This window comes from Streptomyces sp. NPDC039609, assembly GCF_055596705.1.
Window position 1 is genome coordinate 149,035 of record NZ_JBVIUJ010000007.1, and the last position, 21,805, is coordinate 170,839.

Genomic DNA, 21,805 nt, shown 5'->3' on the forward strand with positions numbered 1-21,805 from the left:
ACTGCCCACCCTCCGGTCGGGAGCCCGTGCCGGGACACGGCCGGTACCCCACGGTCCGCCGCGCGGCCCACCGTGTGGACCGCCTCGGCCCGCTCGCTCCGCTCGCGCTCATTCATGACGTAGCACTACTTCCGCAGCTCGATGACGGTCTTGCCGATGCGGATCGGCGCGCCCAGCGGAATCGGCGTGGCGGTGGTGAGGCGGGTCCGGTCGAGATACGTGCCGTTGGTGGACCCGAGATCCTCGACGATCCACTGGCCGTCCCGGTCCGGGTAGATCCTGGCATGGCGGCTGGAGGCGTAGTCGTCGTCCAGCACGATCGTCGAATCGTGGGCACGCCCCAGCGTGATGGTCTGCCCCTGCAGGGCGACCGTCGTGCCGGTGAGGGTGCCCTCGGAGACGACGAGTTTGGTCGGGGCGCCGCGGCGCTGCCGCCCACCGCCCGCGCTCTGCTGCCCGCGCTGCTGAGGCGGCGCGGCCGCCTGCTGGCGCGGATTCTGCTGCGGACGGGCGTCCTGGCGGCGCGAACCGCGCTGCGTGACACGCGTGCCGAACAGGTCGCTGCGGATGACCTGGACGGCCACGATCACGAACAGCCACAGAACGGCCAGGAAACCCAGCCGCATGACCGTCAGGGTCAGCTCTGACATTGCCCCCGCTTCACCCTTCGGCTTGCCGGTAAACGATGGTGGTGCTGCCCACGACGATCCGCGAGCCGTCGCGGAGCGTAGCGCGGGTGGTGTGCTGCCCGTCCACCACGATGCCGTTGGTGGATCCGAGATCCTGGATCGTCGAGGGCGTTCCGGTCCGGATCTCGCAGTGCCGGCGGGAGACGCCGGGATCGTCGATCCTCACGTCCGCGTCGGTGCTGCGGCCAAGGACCAGGGTCGGGCGAGAGATCTGATGGCGGGTGCCGTTGATCTCGATCCACCGGCGCACCTGGGCGCCGGAGGAGGGCATGGGGCCGGGGCCACCGGTGGTGGGACGGCCGGCGGCGGGCGCCTGGCCGGGGCGCGGAGCACCGGCGCCGGGCGGCGGGGCCGCGGGCATCGGCGGAGCACCGGCCGGCGGATAGCCGTAGCCACCCGGCGCGCGGCCCTGCGAGGGGCCGGCCGGGGCCTGCTGCGGTGCTGAGTGCTGTGACGAACTCGACGCGAGAGTGCGGCTGCGCACCCGGTACAGGCCGGTGTCGAGGTCGTCGGCCTTCTCCAGGTGGACCTTGATCGGGCCCATGAAGGTGTAGCGCTGCTGCTTCGCGTAGTCCCTGACCAGGCCGGCGAGCTCGTCGCCGAGCTGGCCCGAGTACGGGCTGAGGCGTTCGTAGTCCGGAGTGCTCAGTTCGACGATGAAGTCGTTGGGGACGACGGTCCGCTCGCGGTTCCAGATCGTGGCGTTGTTGTCGCACTCACGCTGGAGAGCGCCCGCGATCTCGACGGGCTGGACCTCGGACTTGAAGACCTTGGCGAAGGTGCCGTTGACCAGACCTTCGAGCCGTTGTTCGAAACGCTTCAGGACTCCCATGGGGCACCTCCTCCGTCGTTGTCGTCCTGGTACTGCTTACTGATCGTATCCACGCGTCGGGAAATCGGCTGGTTCCCCTTCTCTGCCCTGTGGACGAGTGTCACCTCTCACAGACCTTCCCCATGGATCGTAGAGGCGGCCTGTGGACAGTGTCCCGCACCCGGCGGGCGAGCGGGGGGACCGGGCAGGGCGGCGGGGGGTGGTCCGCCCCGTTCCTCCCGTTACCCGTCGGCTCCTCGTTCACGCCGAGTGTCCCTCCTCTCTCTGTGGATCCGTGCATCCGTCCCCACCTCTGTCCCGGCATCCGCGCCGGCATCCGCGCCGGTCCGGGTCTCCGTCTGTCCCTGTTCGTTCGGGGAGGGGGTCAAACAAACGGATGTGAATCCACGGTCTGCGACGTGCTAATCTTCAGATGTCGCCAGGCGATCGCACCGAAAAGGTGAGGGAGCCCGGAGCACACCCAATGCGCGGGTGGCGGAATAGGCAGACGCGCTGGATTCAGGTTCCAGTGCCCGCAAGGGCGTGGGGGTTCAACTCCCCCCTCGCGCACCAGACGGAAGCCCCGTAGGTCATCGACCTACGGGGCTTCCGCGTGTTGGGGACGTGCGCTCACCGATCGACGTCCGGCGCGGTCGGCGGGCGCTGCGGGTGAGGCGTCTCGGCGTCGGGCGGGCTGCCGGGTGAGACGTTCGTCGCGGTGGGGAGCGACGAAAGAGAGCCGCGGCGCCGGGTGGGCGCTGCCTAGGGTGCGAGCGTGGACGCGACTTCGAAGAGCAGGGCCGGGATCGGCGCCGGTTGGACATGGTTCGCGACGCCCGGCATGTGGTCGCGGCGCAGGACCGCCGGCGAAGTGGTGCTCGCCGTCGTCATGGCGCTGCTGGCCGCCGGCACCGAGGAACTCGCCGGCGAGGAAGGATGGCAGCTCGCCGCGGTGGCGCTGGGCGCCGCCGTCCTGTCGCTGCTGCGCCGCCGACTGCCCTCCACCACGCTCATCCTCACCGGCGGCCTCGCGCCCCTCCTGCCCGGCTTCCTGGTGCTGCTGATCCTCGTCGGCTGGTCCGCCGGCCGGTACATCGCCGGCGCCGGGCGGGCGCTGATCGCCTTCACCGTCGCGTACGTACTGAACATCGCCACGTCCCTGCTGGACATATGGGACCTGCACCGGACGCTGACCGTCGTGTTCATGTCGACGCTGTACTACCTGGGGACGACGCTGGCACCCGGCCTCGCCAACCGGTACTGGACCCAGCGACGGACCCTGCTGCACGCGCTGCAGGAGCACAACGCCCAGCTGCTGCGGGAACGCGTGATGGTCGCCTCGTCGGCCCGGCTCAGGGAACGCCAGCGCATCGCCCAGGACATGCACGACAGCCTCGGGCACCAACTCGCCCTCATCTCCGTGCACACCGGAGCCCTCGAGGTCGACCGCGAGCTGACCGACCGGCAGCGCGAGGCGGTCGGGGTCCTGCGCAACGCGTCGGTGACCGCGATGCACGAACTGCGCGAGGTCGTCGGCATCCTGCGCGACGGCATCGAAGCACCGGCGGAGGCGCTCACGGCGCCCGTACGGGCCGGCGACGAATCGGGACGGGCGGCACGGGGGACCGCCGGTATCGAGGGGCTCGTCGAGGCGGCACGGGCCGCCGGGAACAAGGTGGAGCTACGGCGGCTCGGGGAGTACCAGCCTCTCCCGCCGGCCGCCGACCACGCCGCGTACAGGATCGTCCAGGAGGCACTCACCAACGCCTACAAGTACGCGCCGGGGGCGCCGATCGACGTCGAGGTGCGGTACGAGCCGGACTCCTTCGTCGTCGAGATCGGCAACGGACCGGTCGCCGACCCGCCACGGGACGTGGTGAGCGGCGGGCAGGGGTTGACCGGGCTGTACGAGCGGGCCCGGCTCGTCGGCGGCATGGTCCACGCGGGCCCGGCCGACGGCGGCGGGTTCAGGGTCGCCGGCGTACTCCCCTACGGGGTGGTCGACGCGGCGCCTCTGGTCGAAACAGCGCCTTTGGTCGATGCGGCCGACGACTTCCGGCAGCAGTCGACGCGGCATCTGGTCGGCGACCTTGGTCCGGTCACGGTCGGACCGGCCGACCGGACGTTCACGGAACGGGAGCTGGCGATGGCGACGCGCGGGGGCAGGAGCACGGGTGGCGGGATCGCGCTGGGATGTGGGATCGCGTTCGCCGCGCTGGTTCTGCTGCTGGTGGCAGGGGGCTTCGGCATCTACTTCCTGATGGGGTCGATGCGCGAGGGGATGATCGACCCGGCCGAGTACGAGAAGGTCAAGGTGGGCGCGGCCGAGCAGGAGGTGCGCGACCAGCTGCCCTCCGGTGACACCATCGCCACCAGCGGGCTGCACGGCAAGGGCCCCGAGGAGCCCGAGGGTTCGACGTGCCTGGTCCTCATGTCCTCGGAGGTCGGCAACGACATGGAGACCGAGCCGGTTTTCCGGTTCTGCTTCAAGGACGGCAAGCTGATCGAGAAGAAGTCGTACGAGGTCAAGCGCTAACGCTGGCCCGCCCGAATCGGTAGCCGTTGGGGAGAAGCTGTGGCAGGGCAGCGCATCAGGGTCGTGATCGCCGATGACGAGCCGCTGATCAGGGCCGGAATCCGGATGATCCTCACCTCGGACCAGGACATCGAGGTGGTGGCGGAGGCCGCGAACGGGCGGGATGCGGTCGAGCAGGCCCGCGCGCACACCGCGGACGTCGTCCTCCTCGACATCCAGATGCCGGTCCTCGACGGCCTCTCCGCACTGCCCGAACTGCGCCGGGCGGCACCCTCGACGAAGGTGATCGTGCTCACGACCTTCGGCGAACGGGAGAACGTCCTGCGGGCCCTGGAACACGGCGGTGCCGGCTTCCTGCTCAAGGACACGGCGCCTGCCGAGCTGATCCGGGCGGTACGGGCCGCGGCGGCGGGAGACGCCTATCTCTCGCCCGCCGCCACCCGGCACGTCGTGGAACAGCTGGCCTCGGGGCGGGAAGTGGCCCGCGCCGAGCAGGCGAGGGCGCGGGTGGCGGCGCTGAGCGAGAAGGAACGCGAGGTGCTCGCGCTGCTCGGGGAGGGGCTGTCCAACGCGGACGCCGGGCGGCGCCTGCACATGAGCGAGGCCACCGTGAAGACGTACGTCAGCCGGATCCTCGCCAAGCTGGGGTGCGAGAACCGGGTGCAGGCGGCGCTGCTGGCGCGCGACGCGGGGCTCTGAGCTCTGAGTTCCGACTAGGGGCTGGTCGTGCGGGGGGCGGCGGGGCTGTCGGGCAGGGCGGCGGGGCTGTCGGGGAGTGGGACCGGGCCGGCCGCGTTGTAGCGGAGCAGGTACGTGGCGAATCGGGCGAGGTCCTCGGCCGACCAGTCCTTGAGGCGTTCCTGGTAGGCGGCGCGTCGGCTCGCCTGGGTCGAGGCGAGGATGCGGGTGCCCGCATCCGTCGGGTGCAGCACCTGGACCCGGTGATCCTCCGGGTCCGGTCGACGCTCGACCAGGCCGAGCTTCTCCAGACCGGCGACCTGGCGGCTGACCGTGGACTTGTCCAGCAGATAGTGGGCGGCGAGATCGGTGGCGCGGCAGCCCTGCTGGTCGACGATGTGCGAAAGCAGTGTGTACGAGACGAGCGGGAGCTCGGGATGGAGCCGGGCGGCCGCGGCGCGGGCCCGGCGGGCGAAGGCCGTCAGCTCCCGCTGGATGGTGTCGACCGATGTCTCGCGCGGGGCGTCGGTCATGGTGCGCTCCTTGGGGTCCCGGTGTGCTCGCTGGCATTTCAGTTGTATAGTACAACGGTTGTTTAGTTGTAAAAGCCAACCATGGAGGTGCTCGTGCCCGCAGGGACCGCAGGATCGGCATCAGTGGGAGCGACGGCTCCGGGTTCGGCAACGGCACCGACGGCTGCGCTACGGCACGTGCTCGGGCACCTGCTCACCCCGCTCCTCATGTGCGTCGGCATGGGACTCGCCTACCTCGGCGCCTTCCACGCCCCCCAACCCCACGACCTGCGCGTCGACGTCGTCGGCTCCGGCCCGACCGTCCAGGTCCTCGCCCAGACCCTCCACGACAAGGGCGCCGGCGCCCTCGACGTCCGTACCGTCGCCGACCGGCAGACCGCCGTCACCGCACTGCGCGAACAGACCTCCTACGGCGCCTACCTCCCCGGCACCCGCCCCGAACTGCTCGTCGCCTCCGCCTCCTCGGACACCAGCGCCATGGCCGTCGAGAAGGTCTTCACCAAGGTCGCCGCAGGACAGGACGCGCCCCTGAAGGTCACCGACGTCGCCCCCGTCTCCGACGGCGACCCCACAGGACAGGGCATCTTCTTCCTGCTGGTCGCCCTCAGCATCGGCTCATACGCCTCCGTCGCCGTCATCGGCGGCGCGGGCGCCGTCCTCCCCCTGCGTACCCGCGCCCTGCTCGCCGCCGGAACGTCGCTCGCCGTCAGCCTCATCGGCACCGTCTTCGCCGGACCGATGTTCCACCTCGTCGACCACGGACTCGGCGGAGTCTGGGCCATGTCATGGCTGTACTCGGCCGGCATCCTGCTGGCCGGCGTCGCCCTCCACACCTTCCTGCGCCGCTGGACCACCCTCGGCGTGATGGTCCTGTTCGTCATGCTCAACTTCACCAGCTCCGGCGGCATCTACCGCCCCGAACTCCAGCCCGGCCTCTTCGCCGCCCTGCACGCCTTCTGGAACGGCGCCGGCTTCGTCGAGGGCGTCCGCAGCCACGTCTACTTCGACGGCCACGCATTCGGCGAACACCTCCTCGTCCTCACCCTGTGGTTCCTCGCCGGACTCGCCCTCATGGCCGTCGCGGCGCTGGCCGAAGCGCGCCGACGGTCCGCCGTCCCACCCGCGCGGCAGCTGACCGAGCAGGAACTCGAGCAGCAGCAGGAAGAGGAACTCGAGGAGGAGCTGGAGGAGGCCGTCGGGGTCTGAGCGTTCGGACGCGAGTTGTCCACAGGCCGTTGTCCACAGGGGAAGACGGGCCGCCGGACCCGGCGGTACCGTCATGCCCAGTTGATGTTGGGCAGCGCCACACCAAGTCGGGGGAGGACGTCCCATGGGCGAGATCCGGGCAGCCGCACCGGAACAGCGAGGCACGGACAGCGGACGCGTTCCGCACGTGCCCGGGTTCGCACAGCGCGCAGCCGCAGGCGCGACGGACACACCCAAGGAAGAGGGCAAGGCACTGCGCGAGCGCGTCCCGCGCTCCACCCACAGCACCCGCACCCTCGCCGATGACCGGCCCGACGCCGTCCGCGCCGTCGAGGAATCCAGCCGCGACCGCGTGAAGGAACTCGCACCGATACGCGTCGGCAGAATGGCCGCCAGCCCCTTCGCGTTCCTGCGCGGCTCCGCCGGACTCATGGCCCACGACCTCGTCGGCTCCCCCGTCACCGGCATCGCCGCCCAGATATGCGGCGACGCCCACGCGGCCAACTTCGGCCTCTACGGGGACGCACGCGGCCGCCTCGTCATCGACCTCAACGACTTCGACGAGACCGTCGTCGGCCCCTGGGAATGGGACCTCAAGCGACTCGCCACCTCCCTCGTGCTCGCCGGACGGGAAGCGGGAGCGAGCGAGGACACCTGCCGGGCCGCCGCCTTCGACACCGTCGGCGCCTACCGACGCACGATGCGCCTGCTCGCCAAGCTCCCCGCCCTCGACGCCTGGAACGCCATCGCCGACGAAGAACTCGTCTCCCACACCGACGCCCGCGACCTGCTCGGCACCCTCGAACGGGTCTCGGAGAAGGCCAGGAACAACACCAGCGCACGCTTCGCCGCCAAGTCGACCGAGTCCGTGACCGACACCGACGGCGGCGGCGGCCGGCGCTTCGTGGACGCACCACCGGTACTGCGCCGCGTATCGGACCAGGAAGCCACGGCGGTCGCCGCCTCCCTCGGCGACTACCTGGCCACCGTCTCCGAGGACCGGCTGCCGCTGCTCGCCCGGTACGCCATCCACGACGTCGCCTTCCGCGTCGTCGGCACCGGCAGCGTCGGCACCCGCTCCTACGTCGTGCTGCTCCTCGACCACCGGGGAGAGCCCCTGGTCCTCCAGGTGAAGGAGGCACGGCCCTCGGCCCTGCTCCCCCACCTCCCGGCCGTCGGCTTCGCCGTCACGGACCCGGGCCACGAAGGACGGCGTGTCGTCCTGGGACAGAAGCGGATGCAGGTCGTCAGCGACATCCTGCTCGGCTGGACCACCGTGCAGGGGCGCCCCTTCCAGGTGCGCCAGTTCCGCAACCGCAAGGGCAGCGTCGACCCGGCCGCCCTCACGCCGGACCAGGTCGACGACTACGGCCGTATGACCGGCGCCCTGCTGGCCCGCGCGCACGCCCACAGCGCCGACCCGCGCCTGATAGCCGGCTACTGCGGAAAGAACGAGGAGCTCGACGAGGCGATCGCGGCCTTCGCCGTCGCGTACGCCGACCGCACGACGGCGGACCACACCGACCTGGTCACAGCGGTGAACAACGGCCGGATAGCGGCCGAGCTCGGAGTATGACGGCCGACGCCTGCCCGACCACGGGCTGACGTCGCCGACGGGGGGACGGGGGCGGGGGGAGGGAGGGGGAGGGGCCCCCGACGGGATCGTAGGCTGGTGGGGTGACGGACCGGAGCGAGGACGTGGGCGTGGACCAGGACGTGGACCCGGACGCGGGCGCAGGTGCGGGCGAGGACGAGGGCGCGGGTGCGAGCCCGGGTGGTGACGCCGGTGCGGAGCGGCCCGAGGCTCGGCTGGAGAAGGCCGTGCGGGTCGCCGAGCAGGCGCTGATCGAGTTCGAGATCGCGGTGGAGACGTTCCGGGTCGAGGTGGACAACTTCTCCCGGCTGCATCACCAGCGGCTCGGCCCGATGTACACCCGTCTCGACGAGCTGGACGCGCAGATCGCCGAGGCGCGGGCGGCCAGGACCGGGGATCCGGAGGATCTGCGGCGGGCGCAGGAGGCGCGGGCGGTCGTGATGCCGATGCCCGGCGTCGAGGAGCTCTTCCACGACTGGATCGATTCGGACGGGCTGTCTCCCGAGGCCGCCGCGATGCTGACCGAGCAGCCGGTGCAGCCGCCGAAGCGGGTCCGGCCCGGTGAGGAGGCCCGGAAGCTGTATCGCGAGCTTGCCCGGCAGGCCCACCCGGATCTGGCGCGGGACGAGGACGAGCGCAAGCGGCGCGATGCGTTCATCACACGGGTGAACGCCGCGTACGCGCGTGGTGACGCCGCGCTGCTGCGCGAGCTGTCCGCCGAGTGGGCCGCGGGTCCTGTGCCGGAGGAGGAGCGGCTCAGTGAGAGCGAGGAGCTGTACGCGCGCCTCGACTGGCTGACGCAGCGCAAGGAGCTGTTGACGCTGGTGGCGCGGGAGCTGGAGGACAGCGCGATCGGCGCGATGCTGCGGATGGCGCCCGACGACCCGGACCAGCTGTTGGAGGAGATCGCCGAGCAGCTGCTGGCGCAGGTGTCCGAGCGTGAGGCGGAGCTGGCCGCACTGGTGCAGTAGGTTTTTCGTCAGAGCTCGGTTCTGAATGAGAGAAGGCCTGGTCCCATGAATTTCGCCCCGCTGCCCTCGGTGGAAGCGGCCTCTGTGCCGGCCGATGCCCTGGTGCTGGATGTCCGGGAGGACGACGAGTGGGCGGCCGGTCATGTCGTGGACGCGCTGCATGTGCCGATGAGTGACTTCGTGGCGCGGTTCGGTGAGGTGACCGAGGCGGTCGCCGATGGCCGTCGCGCGTATGTGATGTGCCGGGTGGGTGGCCGTTCGGCGCAGGTCACGCAGTATCTGGTGCAGCAGGGGATCGACGCGGTGAACGTCGACGGCGGGATGCTCGCCTGGGACGGTGCCGGGCGGCCGGTCGTGGGGAACGACGGCAGCCCGGGCTTCGTCCTGTAGGGGCGGTTCAGCCGAGGGCGTGGGCGGCCAGTAGGTCGCCGAGGGCTTCCTCGTGGGCGGCGGCGGGGCCGAGGGCGAGTTCGAGCTGTTTGGCCCAGGCGTGGTAGCGGTGCAGGGGGTAGTCGGTGTCGGCGCCGAAGCCTCCGTGGAGGTGTTGGGCGGTCTGTACGACGCGGCGGACGCCTTCGGATGCCCAGATCTTGGCGACGGCGATGTCCGCGGCGGGGGGCAGTGGTCCGCCGGCTCCGGTGCTGATGCGCCAGGCGGCCTGCCAGAGGGTGACTTCCATGGCGCGCAGGTCGATGTAGCGGTCGGCGGCCTGGACGGCGACGGCCTGGAAGGTGGCCACGGGGTGGCCGAACTGTTCTCGTTTGCCGGTGTACTGGCTCGTCATGGTGAGGACGTTCTCGCCGAGGCCGAGGGCGAGGGCGCAGGTTCCGGTGGCGAGGACGCCGCGTAGCCATTCCCAGGCGCCGTGGGTGTCGATGACGTCGGCGCTGTCGAGGCGTACGGAGTCGAGGTGGAGTTCGGCGAGGAGTTCGCCGCTCGTGGAGTACTGCTCGGCGAGGGTGAGGCCGTCGTGGGTGCGGGGGAGCAGCGCGAGGACGGTGTGTCCGTCGGTGGTGTGGGCGGGGACGGCGATGCGGTCGGCGCCGTGGGCCCAGGGGACGGCGCTCTGGAGGCCGTCGAGGATCCAGTCGGTGCCGTCGCGGTGGGCGGTGACGGCGGCTTCGGCGGGGTCGTGGCCGGTGCGGCCGTTGGCGGCGGCGGTGAGGACGAGTTCGCCGCGGCCGACGCGGGGGAGGAGATCGGCTGCTGTGTCCTCGGTGGCGTAGCGCTGGATGGTCATGGCGACCGCGCTGGTCTCCAGGAGGGGTACGCGGGCGAGGACGCGGGCGGATTCGCGTAGGACGAGGCAGAGGGTGATGGTGTCGAGGCCGGCTCCGCCGTGGTCGGGGGCGAGGACGAGGCTGAGCAGGTCGGAGGCGGCGAGGCGGGACCAGAGGGGTCGGTCGAAGTCGTCGGCGACGGCGTGGGGGGTGAGTGCTGGGCTCGGTACGCCGTCGGGTGTGACGTCGGAGAAGACCACTTTGGCCGCTTCGACGGCCGCCTGCTGTTCTTCGGTGAAGGTGAAGTCCACGGCCATGCCCTCCCGTTGCCGATCTGACGGATCGTCAAGATAGAACAGGTTCTAGGGGAAGGGAATGGCCGCGGGGCCTTCAGCGGTCGAAGTCGAGCTCCACTTCCGCGGTGGCCGGGTGGGACTGGCAGGCCAGGACGTATCCGGCCTCGGTCTCTTCCGGCTCCAGGGCGAAGTTGCGGTCCATGCGGACCTCGCCGTCGACGAGGAAGGCACGGCAGGTGCCGCACACTCCGCCCTTGCAGGCGTAGGGGGCGTCGGCGCGGGCGCGGAGGACGGTGTCGAGGAGTGTCTCGCCTTCCTCCACGGGCCAGTTGCCGGAGCGGCCGTGCAGGGTCGCGGTGAGGGTGGCGTGGACGGGTGCGTCGGCGCGGGGTGCCGGGGCGGGTGCCGAGCCGTCGTCGACGTGGAAGATTTCCTGGTGGATCCGGGTGCGTTCGACGCCAAGTCCGCGCAGGGCGTGTTCGGCGCTCTGGACGAGGCCGAACGGGCCGCACAGGAACCAGCCGTCGATGTCGGCGACCGGCAGGAGTGCGGGGAGCAGTGCGGTGAGTCGTTCCTGGTCGAGGCGTCCGGACGGGAGGCCCGCCTGCTGCTCTTCGCGGGAGAGCACGGTGATGAGCTGGAAGCGGTCGGGGTAGCGGTCCTTCAGGTCGGCGACCTCGTCGAGGAACATCGTGGAGGACGCGGTGCGGTCGCTCCGTACGAGGCAGAACCGGGCGTCCGGTTCGGCTGCGAGGAGGGTCGCCGCCATCGAGAGGACGGGGGTGATGCCGCTGCCGCCGACGATGGCGGCGAAGCGTCCGGGGCGGGGGGCGAGAGTGAAGCGGCCCATGGGTTCCATGACCTCGACGGTGTCGCCGACGGCCAGTTCCTTGAGGGCGTACGTGGAGAACTCTCCGCCGTCGACGAGCCGGATGCCGACGCGCAGGACGGGGTCCTGGCCCGTGGGGGTGGCGGCGGCGCAGATCGAGTAGGTGCGGCGGATCTCTTCGCCGTCCTGGGAGGTGCGGCGCAGGGCGAGGTGCTGGCCGGGGGTGTGGCGGTAGGCCTCGCTCAGCTCGGGCGGGACGGCGAAGGTGACGGCCACCGAGTCGTCCGTGAGCTGCTCGACCTCGCTCACCCGGAGCGGATGGAACCCGGCCCGTCCGGAGCGTGAGGACACCATCTACAACTCCTTGAAGTGGTCGAACGGTTCGCGACAGGCCGTGCAGCGGCGCAGCGCCTTGCATGCGGTGGAGGAGAACCGGCTGAGCAGTTCGGTGTCGGTGGAGCCGCAGTTCGGGCAGCGGATCGCCAGGGTGAGGGCGACGGGTCCGCCGGCGGGGCCCTGGGGGCGGGGCGGGGCGATGCCGAATTCGGCGAGTTTGCGGCGTCCTTCGTCGCTGATGTCGTCCGTCGACCAGGCGGGTGCGAGGACGGTGACGACGGTGACGTCGGGCACGCCGTGCTCGTGCAGCGCGTGCTCGATGTCGCTGGACATCGCTTCGATGGCGGGGCAGCCGGTGTATGTGGGGGTCAGCTCGACCTCGACGCGGCCCGGGCCGAGGACCTGGACGCCGCGTAGGACGCCGAGTTCTCCGAGGGTGAGGACGGGCAGCTCGGGGTCGGGGACGGCGCCGGCGATCCGGCTCAGCTCCTGCTCCAGGCCCGTCATGGTCACCATGTCGCCCCCGGGTGGCTGCGATGCAGGTGCTGCATTTCGGCGAGCATCCGTCCGAAGGGCTCGGTGTGCAGGCCCTGTCGGCCGGCTCCCGCGGCCCAGGCGCCGGTGGTGGGTCCGCTCGGGACGGTGAGGGTGGCCTTTTCGAGGACGGTGGTGACGGAGTCGAGCCAGGCGCTGTGCAGGGCTTCGTGGTCGACGTCGAGGCCGTCGACGGGCTGGAACAGCTCGCCGGTGTAGCGCCAGAGCGCGTCGCAGGCCCGCTGCATCCGGTCGTGGCTCTCGGGGGTGCCGTCGCCGAGACGCAGGGTCCAGTGCTCGGCGTGGTCCTGGTGGTAGGCGACTTCCTTGACGGCTTTCGCCGCGAGTCCGCTCAGGGGTCCGTCGCCGGTGGCCAACTGGCCGTGGAGGAGCCGCTGGTAGGTGGAGAAGTAGAGCTGGCGGGCGATGGTGTGGGCGAAGTCGCCGTTGGGCTGCTCGACCAGCTGGGTGTTGCGGAAGGCCCGTTCCTCGCGGAGGTAGGCGAGCTCGTCCTCGTCGCCGACGAGGGAGAGCAGGATGCGTGCCTGGCCGAGCAGGTCGAGCGCGATGTTCGCGAGGGCGACGTCCTCTTCCAGTACGGGCGCGTTGCCGGCCCACTCCCCCAGGCGGTGGGAGAGGACGAGGGCGTCGTCTCCGAGGGCGAGGGCTGCGGTCGCGGTGGCGGTGGTCTGTGCGGTCACAGGTGCTTCACTCCCTCGGGGATCTCGTAGAAGGTCGGGTGGCGGTAGGGCTTGTCCGCCGACGGCTCGAAGAAGGGGTCCTTCTCGTCGGGCGAGGAGGCGGTGATCGCGGCGGAGGGGACCACCCAGATCGAGACGCCTTCGCTGCGGCGGGTGTACAGGTCGCGGGCGTTGCGCAGGGCCATCTCGGCGTCCGGCGCGTGGAGGCTGCCCGCGTGGGTGTGGGACAGTCCGCGGCGCGAGCGCACGAACACCTCCCACAGGGGCCATCCGTCGGTGGTCATGCGCCTGCCTCCCCGTGCTTCTGCTGCTGTGTGTGCTTGTCGGCGTATGCCGCGGCGGCTTCCCTGACCCAGGCGCCGTCCTCGTGGGCCTGGCGACGCTTGTCGAGCCGCTGTTCGTTGCAGGGGCCGTTTCCCTTGAGGACGTCCCAGAACTCGGCCCAGTCGATGGCACCGAAGTCGTAGTGCCCGCGCTCCTCGTTCCACCTCAGGTCCGGGTCGGGGAGGGTGAGCCCGAGGGCTTCGGCCTGGGGGACGGCGATGTCGACGAAACGCTGGCGCAGCTCGTCGTTGGAGTGGCGCTTGATCTTCCATGCCATGGACTGAGCGGAGTGCGCCGACTCGTCGTCCGGGGGGCCGAACATCATCAGGGAGGGCCACCACCAGCGGTCCACTGCGTCCTGGGCCATGGCGTGCTGGGCCTCGGTGCCGCGGGAGAGGGCGAGCAGGGCTTCGTAGCCCTGGCGCTGGTGGAAGGACTCCTCCTTGCAGACGCGGACCATCGCGCGGGCGTACGGGCCGTAGGAGCAGCGGCAGAGCGGGACCTGGTTGGTGATGGCGGCGCCGTCCACGAGCCAGCCGATGGCGCCGACGTCGGCCCAGGTCAGCGTGGGGTAGTTGAAGATCGAGGAGTACTTCTGGCGGCCGGAGTGGAGCTTGTCGAGGAGCTCGTCGCGGCTGGTGCCGAGGGTCTCCGCCGCGCTGTACAGGTACAGCCCGTGGCCGGCTTCGTCCTGGACCTTGGCCATGAGGATCGCCTTGCGGCGCAGCGAGGGCGCGCGGGTGATCCAGTTGGCCTCGGGCTGCATTCCGATGATCTCGGAGTGCGCGTGCTGCGCGATCTGGCGGACGAGCGACGCGCGATAGGCGTCGGGCATCCAGTCGCGTGGCTCGATGCGCTCGTCGGCGGCGACGGCGGCGTCGAACACCGCCTCGTAGGCGGCCTGGGTCGCCGCCGTGGCCGCCTCCCGCACGGACTGTACGTCCTGTGCGCCCGCGGTCGCAGCTGTCGCTGACGTCCCTGTGGTCATCGGACCCCCTAGCGCGCCGGCCTACCGACCGATCGTTCGGTTGAATGACTTCAATGGTCGGTCGGCGGCCCGTATGGTGTCAACCCTGTGGATAACTGCGGTGGACGGATCGGGGATCGGGGCGGGATGGACTCGTACGACGACGCGGGCGCGCGCGAGGCGCGCCCAGCCACCGGACCGGAGCCCCGCACGGGCGCCGGGATCGCCTCGCTCTCGCTTCCGTACCAGGTCACCGCGGCAGTCGCGCTCGCCGCCTTCGGCGTCTTCGCCCTGGTCCATCTCGCGATGGTGTTTCTGCACGTCGCGCCCTCGAACACGCTGACCAAGCAGCACGGAGCGGTCGTCGACGACTGGATATATCCCGAGTTCGAGCAGAACTGGAAGCTCTTCGCGCCCAACCCGCTCCAGCAGAACAACGCCGTCCAGGTCCGTGCCGAGGTCGCCGCCGCCGACGGCTCACGGCGCACCACCGACTGGATCGATCTGACCGCGCAGGACATCGAGGCCATCCGCGGCAGCCTCCTCCCCAGCCACACGGAGCAGAACGAGCTCCGCCGGGCGTGGGACTTCTACCTGAACACCCACACCGAGGACCACCGGCCCGAGGGCCTGCGCGGCCGGCTCTCCGAGAGCTACGTCCGCCGGATCGCCATGCTCCGCCTCGACGAGCAGCGCCTCGACGGCGCGGTGGAGCGGATCCAGCTGCGCTCCACCGTTCGCCCCGTCCCGGCCCCGTCGTGGAGCACCGAGAAGACCGCCACGGACCCCGTCCACCGGGAGTTCCCGTGGTGGAAGATAACCGCCGCCGATCTGCCCGGCGGAGCTCAGGCCGACCGTACGGAGGCGGCCCGGTGAACCAGCCCTCCCCGAACCAGGCCCCCGAGTACCAGGCCTCCGAGACCCACGCCCCCGAGAGCCAGGCCTCCGTTCACCAGACCCCCGGCGTCCACGCGGCCCCGGGTGAGTACGCCGCTCCCGGCCTGCCCCCGGAGCCCGTCGACCGGCGGCTCGCGCGGGCCATCCAGCGGGTCACGGCCCGTGCCCTCGGGCCGTACCAGAGCGCGATCATCCGGATCGGCTTCTCGCTCACCTGGCTGCTCTTCCTGCTCCGCGAGCTGCCCCACCGCCATCAGCTGTACGGCCCCGACAGCCCCTGGTCGTGGGAGATGGGCCGACAGCTGATCGCCGACAACAGCGCGTTCACGGTGCTGATGTGGTCGGACGGCGGGCTCTGGTTCGAGCTCGTCTACGCGATCGCCGTGCTCTCCGCCGCCCTGCTGCTGGTCGGCTGGCGCACCCGCGCCATGTCCGTCGTCTTCATGGTCGGCGTGCTGTCCCTGCAGAATCGCTCCGTCCTCGTGGGCGACGGCGGTGACAACGTCATCCACCTCGCCGCGATCTACCTCGTCCTGACCCGCTGCGGCCAGGTCTGGTCCCTGGACGCCCGCCGGGCGGCCCGCGAGGCCCGTGACGCGGCCGACGGTCTGCCGCCCCGCCGCGACGTCGTCGGACCGCTGCTGTGGGTGGTGCTCGGTGGCTTCCTGCTCGCCGCCACGTACTTCGTCGGTGTCACCGGCTCCGCATGGCTGCTGGTGCTGATGTGGGTGCTGTGGCTGGCGCAGGCGCTGTGGTGGGCGGTGTGCCGCTACGCCCCGGGCGAGCCGCGCACACTCCTCGACGTCCTCGCCAATCTCGCCCACAACGCGACCCTCGTCGTGATCATGGCCGAGGTCTGTCTGATATACGCCACGGCCGGCTGGTACAAGATCCAGGGTTCGCGCTGGCAGGACGGCACCGCGCTGTACTACCCGCTTCAGCTGGACTACTTCACTCCGTGGCCCGCGCTCTCCGACTTCCTCGGCTCCAGCGGTGTGATGGTCATGGTTCTGACGTACGGCACCGTGATGATCCAGGTCGCGTTCCCCTTCGCCCTGTTCAACCGCAAGGTCAAGAACGTCCTGCTGGTGGCGATGATGCTGGAGCACGCCGGGATCGCGCTGCTGCTCGGGCTGCCCCTGTTCTCGCTCGCGATGATCTCCGCGGACGCGGTGTTCCTGCCGACGGCGTTCCTGGTCTGGCTGGGCGCGCGGGTGGGGCTCGGCCGGGACCGGCTGCTGTCCCGCACGCGTGGCAAGGTGCCCGATCAGCGCCGTTCGAGTGAGGAACCCGCCGCCCGTACCCTCGTGGGGTGAGCACCGCAGAACAGTCCGAGCCGATCCAGTACGACGAGGGGTACGCCCCCGAGGTCGGTGTCGGGCCGCATCCGCTGCCCTGGCCGGACGGCGAGCGCTACGATCCCGAGCTGCTTTCGGGCGGGGACCGGCGCAATGTCGTCGACCGGTACCGGTACTGGACGCGGGAGGCGGTCGTCGCCGACCTGGACACCCGTCGGCACGACTTCCATGTCGCGGTGGAGAACTGGGGCCACGACTTCAACATCGGGTCGGTGGTGCGGACCGCGAACGCGTTCCTGGCGAAGGAGATCCACATCGTGGGTCGCCGGCGCTGGAACCGGCGCGGAGCGATGGTCACGGACCGCTACCAGCATGTGCGCCACCACCCGGACACCGAGTCGCTGACCGCATGGGCCGCGGCCGAGGGCCTGCCGATCATCGGGATCGACAATCTGCCGGGCGCGGTGCCGCTGGAGCGCACCGTGCTGCCGCGGCGCTGTGTGCTGCTCTTCGGCCAGGAAGGGCCGGGTCTGACCGAGGAGGCCCGCAAGCACGCGGAGATGGTCTGCTCGATCGCCCAGTTCGGTTCGACCCGTTCGATCAACGCGGGGGCAGCGGCCGCCATCGCGATGCACGCCTGGGTGCAGCGGTACGCCGAGATCGAGGGTCCGGAAGGGCTCGCGGAGACCCCGTAGGGCCTCCGCGAGACCGTGCCTCACGCCTGGCGGCGGACCTCCACCACCCGGAAGCGGTTGGCGACGAAGGCCGCGTCGCACAGGGCCGCGTTCGCGGCCGGGTTTCCGCCGGAGCCGTGGAAGTCGGAGAACGCGGCCGTCTGGTTGACGTAGACCCCGCCCGTCAGGTTCAGCGAGAGCTGGGCCGACTCCTCGAGGCAGACCTCCTCGACGGCGCGCTCGGTGTCGGCCGAGGTGGTGTACGCCCCGACCGTCATCGCGCCCTTCTCACGGACCGTGCGTCGCAGCAGCTCGAGGGCGTCGGCGGTCGAGTCGACGGAGACGGCGAAGGACACCGGGCCGAAGCACTCGGAGAAGTACGCGGCGTCCGCGTCGGGCTTGGAGCCGTCCAGCTTCACGATGACCGGGGTACGGACCACGGCGCCCGGGAAGTCCGGGTTCGCCACCTCGCGGGAGGAGAGCGCCACCTCGCCCAGGCCGGCCGCGGCCTCCAGGCGCGCCTTCACGTCCGGGTTGACCAGCGCGCCGAGCAGGGCGTTCGCCCGGGCGTCGTCGCCCAGCAGGCCGCCCACCGCCGCCGCGAGGTCGGCGACCACCTCGTCGTACGACTTGGTGCCCGCGTCGGTGGCGATGCCGTCGCGGGGGATCAGCAGGTTCTGCGGGGTCGTGCACATCTGGCCGCTGTACAGGGACAGCGAGAAGGCCAGGTTGGAGAGCATCCCCTTGTAGTCGTCGGTGGAGTCGACGACGACCGTGTTGACGCCCGCCTTCTCCGTGTAGACCTGCGCCTGGCGGGCGTTGGCCTCCAGCCAGTCGCCGAAGGCGGTGGAACCGGTGTAGTCGATGATCCGGACCTCGGGGCGGACGGCCAGGGTCTTGGCGATGCCCTCGCCGGGCCGCTCGACGGCCAGCGCGACCAGGTTCGGGTCGAAGCCGGCCTCGGCGAGGACCTCGCGGGCCACGCGGACCGTGAGCGCCAGCGGGAGGACGGCCCGGGGGTGGGGCTTGACCAGGACCGGGTTGCCGGTGGCCAGGGAGGCGAACAGGCCGGGGTAGCCGTTCCAGGTCGGGAAGGTGTTGCAGCCGATCATCAGCGCGATGCCGCGGGCGACCGGGGTGAACTCCTTGGTCAGCTCCAGCGGGTCCCGCTTGCCCTGCGGCTTCGACCAGTGGGCGGCGCCGCCGGGGGTGCGGGTCTGCTCCGCGTAGGCGTACGCCACCGCCTCCAGGCCGCGGTCCTGCGCGTGCGGGCCGCCGGCCTGGAACGCCATCATGAAGGCCTGGCCGCTGGTGTGCATCACCGCGTGCGCGAACTCGTGGGTGCGGGCGGAGATCCGGGCGAGGATCTCGATACAGACCAGGGCACGGACCTCGGGTCCGGCCTCGCGCCAGGCGCCCATGCCGGCGCGCATCGCGGGCAGCAGGACGTCGATGTCGGCGTGCGGGTACTCCACGCCGAGCGCCGGGCCGTACGGCGAGATCTCGCCACCGGTCCAGCCGTCCGTGCCGGGCTGGTCCAGCTCGAAGCGGGTGTCGAGCAGAGCCTTGTACGCGTCGAGACCGGCGGCGGCGTCCAGCGAGCCGTTCTCGCCGTAGGCCTTCGGGTGCTCGGGGTGGGGCGACCAGTAGGCACGGGTGCGGATCGTGTCGAGAGCCTGGTCGAGTGTGGACCGGTGCTTCTCGGCCAGAGCGTCGGTGGTCAGCTGAGCGGCGGCCATGGCAGGACCAACTCCTCGTTGAGCTGGGCAGGAACGGACGGACAGAGTTAGAGTAACCGAACGATCGGTCGGGACAAGGGGGTCTGTCGAAGCTGTGGACAACCCATCGGGGAGGATCAGTCGCATGACCGCCAATGTGAGCGATTCCGCGCCGGACGCCGTCCCGGGTTCCGCGCCGAAGCCCGCGCCGGTTCCCGTGCCCGAGCCCGGCACCGACGCCATCGACCGGAGCCGGACCGTCGCCGTCGTCGGCACGGGGACCATGGGCCAGGGAATCGCGCAGGTCGCCCTGGTCGCCGGCCATCCCGTCCGGCTCTACGACAGCGCGCCCGGCCGGGCCGAGGAGGCCGTGACCGCCCTCGCCGCCCGCCTGGACCGCCTCGTCGAGAAGGGGCGGATGGACCGGGCCGACCGCGACGGAGCCGTCGCGCGGCTCCACGCCGCGGCCGAGCTGACCGAGCTGGCCGACGCCGCGCTCGTCGTCGAGGCGATCGTCGAGCACCTTCCGGTCAAGCAGCAGCTCTTCGGCGAGCTCGAGAAGATCGTCGGCGACGACACCCTGCTCGCCACCAACACCTCCTCCCTCTCCGTCACCGCGATCGCGGGAGGGCTGCGGCTGCCCGGCCGGTTCGTCGGGCTGCACTTCTTCAACCCGGCCCCGCTGCTGCCGCTCGTCGAGGTCGTCAGCGGCTTCGCCACCGACGATTCCGCCGCCACGCGCGCGTACGAGACCGCGAAGAGCTGGGGCAAGACGCCGGTGCGCTGCGCCGACACCCCCGGGTTCATCGTCAACCGGATAGCCCGGCCCTTCTACGCGGAGGCGCTGCGGGTGTACGAGGAGGGCGCGGCCGACCCCGCCACCATCGACGCGGTGCTGCGCGAGTGCGGCGGCTTCCGGATGGGCCCCTTCGAGCTGACCGACCTCATCGGCCAGGACGTCAACGAGGCCGTCACCCGGTCCGTGTGGGAGTCCTTCTACCAGGACCCCAAGTTCACTCCGTCCCTCGCCCAGCGGCGCCTGGTCGAGTCGGCGCGGCTCGGCCGCAAGTCGGGGCAGGGCTGGTACCCGTACGGGGACGGGGCGGCGGCCCCCCAGCCGCACACCGCACCCCCGGCCGAGCCGCCGGCCTCCGTGACCGTCCAGGGCGACTTCGAGCACATGCGCGGCCTGGTGGAGCGGATCCAGGAAGCCGCGATCCCGGTCGACTTCGGGGACGACGGCGTGCCCGGCTACCCGGGCTGGATCGAGCTGCCGAGCGGCACCCGGCTCTTCCTCGCGGACGGGACCTCGGCCGACGAGGCCGCGATGCCGGTCATCCACTTCGACCTGGCGCTGAACTTCCACACCTGCGAGCGGATCGCGCTCGCGCCCTCGGCCACCGTGGACGACAGCGCCCTCCAGGAGGCGATCGGCCTCATCCAGGCGGCGGGCAAGGCGGTCAGCGTCATACGCGACATCCCCGGCATGATCGTCGCCCGTACGGTCGCGATGCTCGCCGACTTCGCCTTCGACGCCGCCGCGCGCTCGGTGGCCGAAGGCGACGACATCGACACCGCGATGCGGCTCGGCGTGAACTACCCCCGCGGGCCCCTCGCCTGGGGCGAGGAGCTGGGTGCCGGCTGGGTCCTCGAGATGCTGTCGAACCTCCACGAGGAGTACCCGACGGGCCGCTACGCCCCCTCGCAGGCGTTGCTCCGCCGGGCCGCCGCCGAGCGGGTCGCCGCCGAGGCGGCCGCGGCCGCACAGGAGGCGACGGCATGACCACCGCGAAGCGCGACACGTACACCCCCGAGACGCTGCTCTCCGTCGCCGTACGCGTCTTCAACGAGCGCGGCTACGACGGCACGTCCATGGAGCACCTCTCCAAGGCCGCGGGGATCTCCAAGTCCTCGATATACCACCATGTCGCGGGCAAGGAGGAGCTGCTGCGGCGGGCCGTCAGCCGGGCCATCGACGGGCTCTTCGCGATCCTCGACGAGCCGGGCGCGGGGCGCGGGCGGGCCATCGAGCGGGTCGAGTACGTCACCCGGCGCACCGTCGAGGTGCTGATGGCGGAGCTGCCGTACGTGACGCTGCTGCTGCGGGTCCGGGGCAACACCGACACCGAGCGGTGGGCGATGGAGCGGCGCCGGGAGTTCGACCAGAGGGTGGCCGAGCTGCTGAAGGCGGCCGTGGCCGACGGTGACCTGCGGGCGGATGTGGACATCAAGCTGGCCACCCGTCTGCTCTTCGGCATGATCAACTCGCTGGTGGAGTGGTACCGGCCGCTGCCGGGCGCCGACGCGGTCCGTGAGCAGCTCGCCGACACCGTGGTCCATCTCGCGTTCGACGGGCTGCGTACGGCCCGCTGAAGCCGCCCGGGGCCCGGTCGGTGGTTCGCGTACAGGCCCGCTGCTCAGCGGCCCCGTACGGGCCTCTCAGCGGTCCGGGTCGAGGTCGGTCTCCTCGAAGACCAGCAGTGTGCGGGTGGAGAGCACCTCGGGGATGGACTGGAGCTTGGTGAGCACCAGCTCGCGCAGGGTCCGGTTGTCGGGGGTGTGGACCAGCAGGAGGACGTCGAAGTCCCCGCTGACCAGCGCGATGTGCGCGGCCCCCGGCAGTGCCTGGAGCTGCTCGCGCACGGTGCGCCAGGAATTCTGGACGATCTTGAGCGTGATGTAGGCGGAGGCGCCCTGGCCCGCGCGCTCGTGGTTGACCCGGGCGCTGAAGCCGCGGATCACCCCGTCGTCGATGAGTCGGTTGATCCGCGCGTAGGCGTTGGCCCTGGACACATGGACCCGCTCGGCCACGGAGCGTATCGAGGCGCGACCGTCCGTCTGGAGGATGCGCAGGATGTCGCGGTCGATGGAGTCCAGCGGGCGCGCCGGAGGACCCTGGGGCACCTGTGACGCCCCGCCGGGCGCCGTGCCCGGCGGCTGGGCGAGCTCCCGCTCCCAGCTCTCGGCCATTTGTTCATCCGCCATGTCCCCCC

At 71.2% G+C, this 21,805-nt stretch carries 22 protein-coding genes and 1 tRNA gene; 12 read left to right on the forward strand and 11 right to left on the reverse strand.

Annotation, left to right across the window (positions count from 1 at the left end):
• Nucleotides 1-125: 125 nt before the first annotated feature.
• Nucleotides 126-650, reverse strand: a complete 525-nt coding sequence (locus tag ACZ561_RS21820) for an FHA domain-containing protein FhaB/FipA (RefSeq protein WP_470997543.1) — start codon at nt 648-650, stop codon at nt 126-128.
• Between the two features lie 10 nt (nt 651-660).
• Nucleotides 661-1,521 (reverse strand): FhaA domain-containing protein, encoded by an 861-nt coding sequence (locus ACZ561_RS21825; protein WP_470997546.1) that lies wholly within the window; start codon nt 1,519-1,521, stop codon nt 661-663.
• Nucleotides 1,522-1,986: 465 nt separating this feature from the next.
• Here ACZ561_RS21825 and ACZ561_RS21830 point away from each other — a divergent pair.
• The 3 genes from ACZ561_RS21830 to ACZ561_RS21840 all read left to right on the forward strand — a co-directional run bounded on the left by ACZ561_RS21830 (nt 1,987) and on the right by ACZ561_RS21840 (nt 4,735).
• Nucleotides 1,987-2,073, forward strand: a tRNA-Leu gene (locus ACZ561_RS21830).
• 268 nt (nt 2,074-2,341) lie between these two features.
• A complete protein-coding gene (locus ACZ561_RS21835) occupies nt 2,342-4,036 on the forward strand; it encodes a sensor histidine kinase (protein WP_470998538.1) in 1,695 nt (564 codons plus the stop codon).
• A gap of 39 nt (nt 4,037-4,075) precedes the next feature.
• Nucleotides 4,076-4,735, forward strand: a complete 660-nt coding sequence (locus ACZ561_RS21840) for a response regulator transcription factor (protein ID WP_470997548.1) — start codon at nt 4,076-4,078, stop codon at nt 4,733-4,735.
• Nucleotides 4,736-4,749: 14 nt separating this feature from the next.
• On the opposite strand, the gene ACZ561_RS21845 is transcribed toward ACZ561_RS21840, so the two are convergent.
• The gene (locus ACZ561_RS21845; protein ID WP_470997551.1) at nt 4,750-5,247 is read right to left on the reverse strand and encodes a MarR family winged helix-turn-helix transcriptional regulator; all 498 of its coding nucleotides are present in this window, start codon (nt 5,245-5,247) and stop codon (nt 4,750-4,752) included.
• 207 nt (nt 5,248-5,454) lie between these two features.
• On the opposite strand from ACZ561_RS21845, the gene ACZ561_RS21850 reads away from it, so the two are divergent.
• The 4 genes from ACZ561_RS21850 to ACZ561_RS21865 all read left to right on the forward strand — a co-directional run bounded on the left by ACZ561_RS21850 (nt 5,455) and on the right by ACZ561_RS21865 (nt 9,408).
• A complete protein-coding gene (locus ACZ561_RS21850; RefSeq protein ID WP_470998541.1) occupies nt 5,455-6,453 on the forward strand; it encodes a hypothetical protein in 999 nt (332 codons plus the stop codon).
• A 124-nt stretch (nt 6,454-6,577) separates the two neighbouring features.
• Complete coding sequence (locus ACZ561_RS21855) at nt 6,578-8,029, forward strand: DUF2252 domain-containing protein (RefSeq protein WP_470997554.1); 1,452 nt, start codon at nt 6,578-6,580, stop codon at nt 8,027-8,029.
• A 140-nt stretch (nt 8,030-8,169) separates the two neighbouring features.
• Nucleotides 8,170-9,018: a J domain-containing protein gene (locus ACZ561_RS21860; protein WP_470998544.1), complete on the forward strand. Its 849-nt coding sequence runs from the start codon at nt 8,170-8,172 to the stop codon at nt 9,016-9,018.
• Between the two features lie 45 nt (nt 9,019-9,063).
• Complete coding sequence (locus tag ACZ561_RS21865; protein ID WP_329118527.1) at nt 9,064-9,408, forward strand: rhodanese-like domain-containing protein; 345 nt, start codon at nt 9,064-9,066, stop codon at nt 9,406-9,408.
• Between the two features lie 7 nt (nt 9,409-9,415).
• On the opposite strand, the gene ACZ561_RS21870 is transcribed toward ACZ561_RS21865, so the two are convergent.
• From ACZ561_RS21870 to paaA, 6 genes are all read right to left on the reverse strand, one after another.
• Entirely contained in the window at nt 9,416-10,549 is a 1,134-nt protein-coding gene (locus ACZ561_RS21870; protein ID WP_470998547.1) for an acyl-CoA dehydrogenase family protein, read from the reverse strand.
• A gap of 79 nt (nt 10,550-10,628) precedes the next feature.
• Complete coding sequence (locus ACZ561_RS21875; RefSeq protein ID WP_470997557.1) at nt 10,629-11,717, reverse strand: 2Fe-2S iron-sulfur cluster-binding protein; 1,089 nt, start codon at nt 11,715-11,717, stop codon at nt 10,629-10,631.
• The gene (gene paaD, locus ACZ561_RS21880; protein WP_376434396.1) at nt 11,718-12,215 is read right to left on the reverse strand and encodes a 1,2-phenylacetyl-CoA epoxidase subunit PaaD; all 498 of its coding nucleotides are present in this window, start codon (nt 12,213-12,215) and stop codon (nt 11,718-11,720) included.
• Nucleotides 12,209-12,934 carry a 1,2-phenylacetyl-CoA epoxidase subunit PaaC gene (paaC, locus tag ACZ561_RS21885; protein ID WP_470997559.1) on the reverse strand — a complete coding sequence of 242 codons (726 nt, stop codon included), beginning with the start codon at nt 12,932-12,934 and terminating at the stop codon, nt 12,209-12,211. Before paaC ends, paaD begins: the two co-directional genes overlap by 7 nt.
• Nucleotides 12,931-13,218, reverse strand: coding sequence for a 1,2-phenylacetyl-CoA epoxidase subunit PaaB (paaB, locus tag ACZ561_RS21890; RefSeq protein WP_315893767.1), 288 nt, complete (start codon nt 13,216-13,218; stop codon nt 12,931-12,933). Before paaB ends, paaC begins: the two co-directional genes overlap by 4 nt.
• Nucleotides 13,215-14,246, reverse strand: a complete 1,032-nt coding sequence (gene paaA / locus ACZ561_RS21895; protein ID WP_470997562.1) for a 1,2-phenylacetyl-CoA epoxidase subunit PaaA — start codon at nt 14,244-14,246, stop codon at nt 13,215-13,217. The genes paaB and paaA overlap by 4 nt, the downstream gene beginning before the upstream one ends.
• A gap of 126 nt (nt 14,247-14,372) precedes the next feature.
• Between paaA and ACZ561_RS21900 the strand changes: the two genes are divergently transcribed.
• The 3 genes from ACZ561_RS21900 to ACZ561_RS21910 are packed head-to-tail and all read left to right on the forward strand — an operon-like array spanning nt 14,373 to nt 17,115.
• A complete protein-coding gene (locus tag ACZ561_RS21900; protein ID WP_470997565.1) occupies nt 14,373-15,101 on the forward strand; it encodes a DUF5819 family protein in 729 nt (242 codons plus the stop codon).
• A complete protein-coding gene (locus tag ACZ561_RS21905; protein ID WP_470997568.1) occupies nt 15,098-16,438 on the forward strand; it encodes an HTTM domain-containing protein in 1,341 nt (446 codons plus the stop codon). Before ACZ561_RS21900 ends, ACZ561_RS21905 begins: the two co-directional genes overlap by 4 nt.
• On the forward strand, nt 16,435-17,115 hold the full coding sequence (locus ACZ561_RS21910; RefSeq protein ID WP_470997570.1) for a TrmH family RNA methyltransferase: 681 nt from the start codon (nt 16,435-16,437) through the stop codon (nt 17,113-17,115). Before ACZ561_RS21905 ends, ACZ561_RS21910 begins: the two co-directional genes overlap by 4 nt.
• 20 nt (nt 17,116-17,135) lie before the next feature.
• Here the strand turns inward: ACZ561_RS21910 and paaN are convergent, their stop codons facing one another.
• Nucleotides 17,136-18,833 (reverse strand): phenylacetic acid degradation protein PaaN, encoded by a 1,698-nt coding sequence (gene paaN, locus ACZ561_RS21915; protein ID WP_470997573.1) that lies wholly within the window; start codon nt 18,831-18,833, stop codon nt 17,136-17,138.
• A 262-nt stretch (nt 18,834-19,095) separates the two neighbouring features.
• Here paaN and ACZ561_RS21920 point away from each other — a divergent pair, with 262 nt between their 5' ends.
• Together ACZ561_RS21920 and ACZ561_RS21925 are read left to right on the forward strand one after the other, a co-directional pair.
• Nucleotides 19,096-20,595 (forward strand): 3-hydroxyacyl-CoA dehydrogenase, encoded by a 1,500-nt coding sequence (locus ACZ561_RS21920; protein ID WP_470998550.1) that lies wholly within the window; start codon nt 19,096-19,098, stop codon nt 20,593-20,595.
• Nucleotides 20,592-21,185, forward strand: a complete 594-nt coding sequence (locus ACZ561_RS21925) for a TetR/AcrR family transcriptional regulator (RefSeq protein ID WP_329118546.1) — start codon at nt 20,592-20,594, stop codon at nt 21,183-21,185. The genes ACZ561_RS21920 and ACZ561_RS21925 overlap by 4 nt, the downstream gene beginning before the upstream one ends.
• Before the next feature lie 66 nt (nt 21,186-21,251).
• Here ACZ561_RS21925 and ACZ561_RS21930 read toward each other — a convergent pair whose 3' ends face one another.
• Complete coding sequence (locus tag ACZ561_RS21930; protein ID WP_470997575.1) at nt 21,252-21,797, reverse strand: Lrp/AsnC family transcriptional regulator; 546 nt, start codon at nt 21,795-21,797, stop codon at nt 21,252-21,254.
• Between the last annotated feature and the right edge of the window lie 8 nt (nt 21,798-21,805).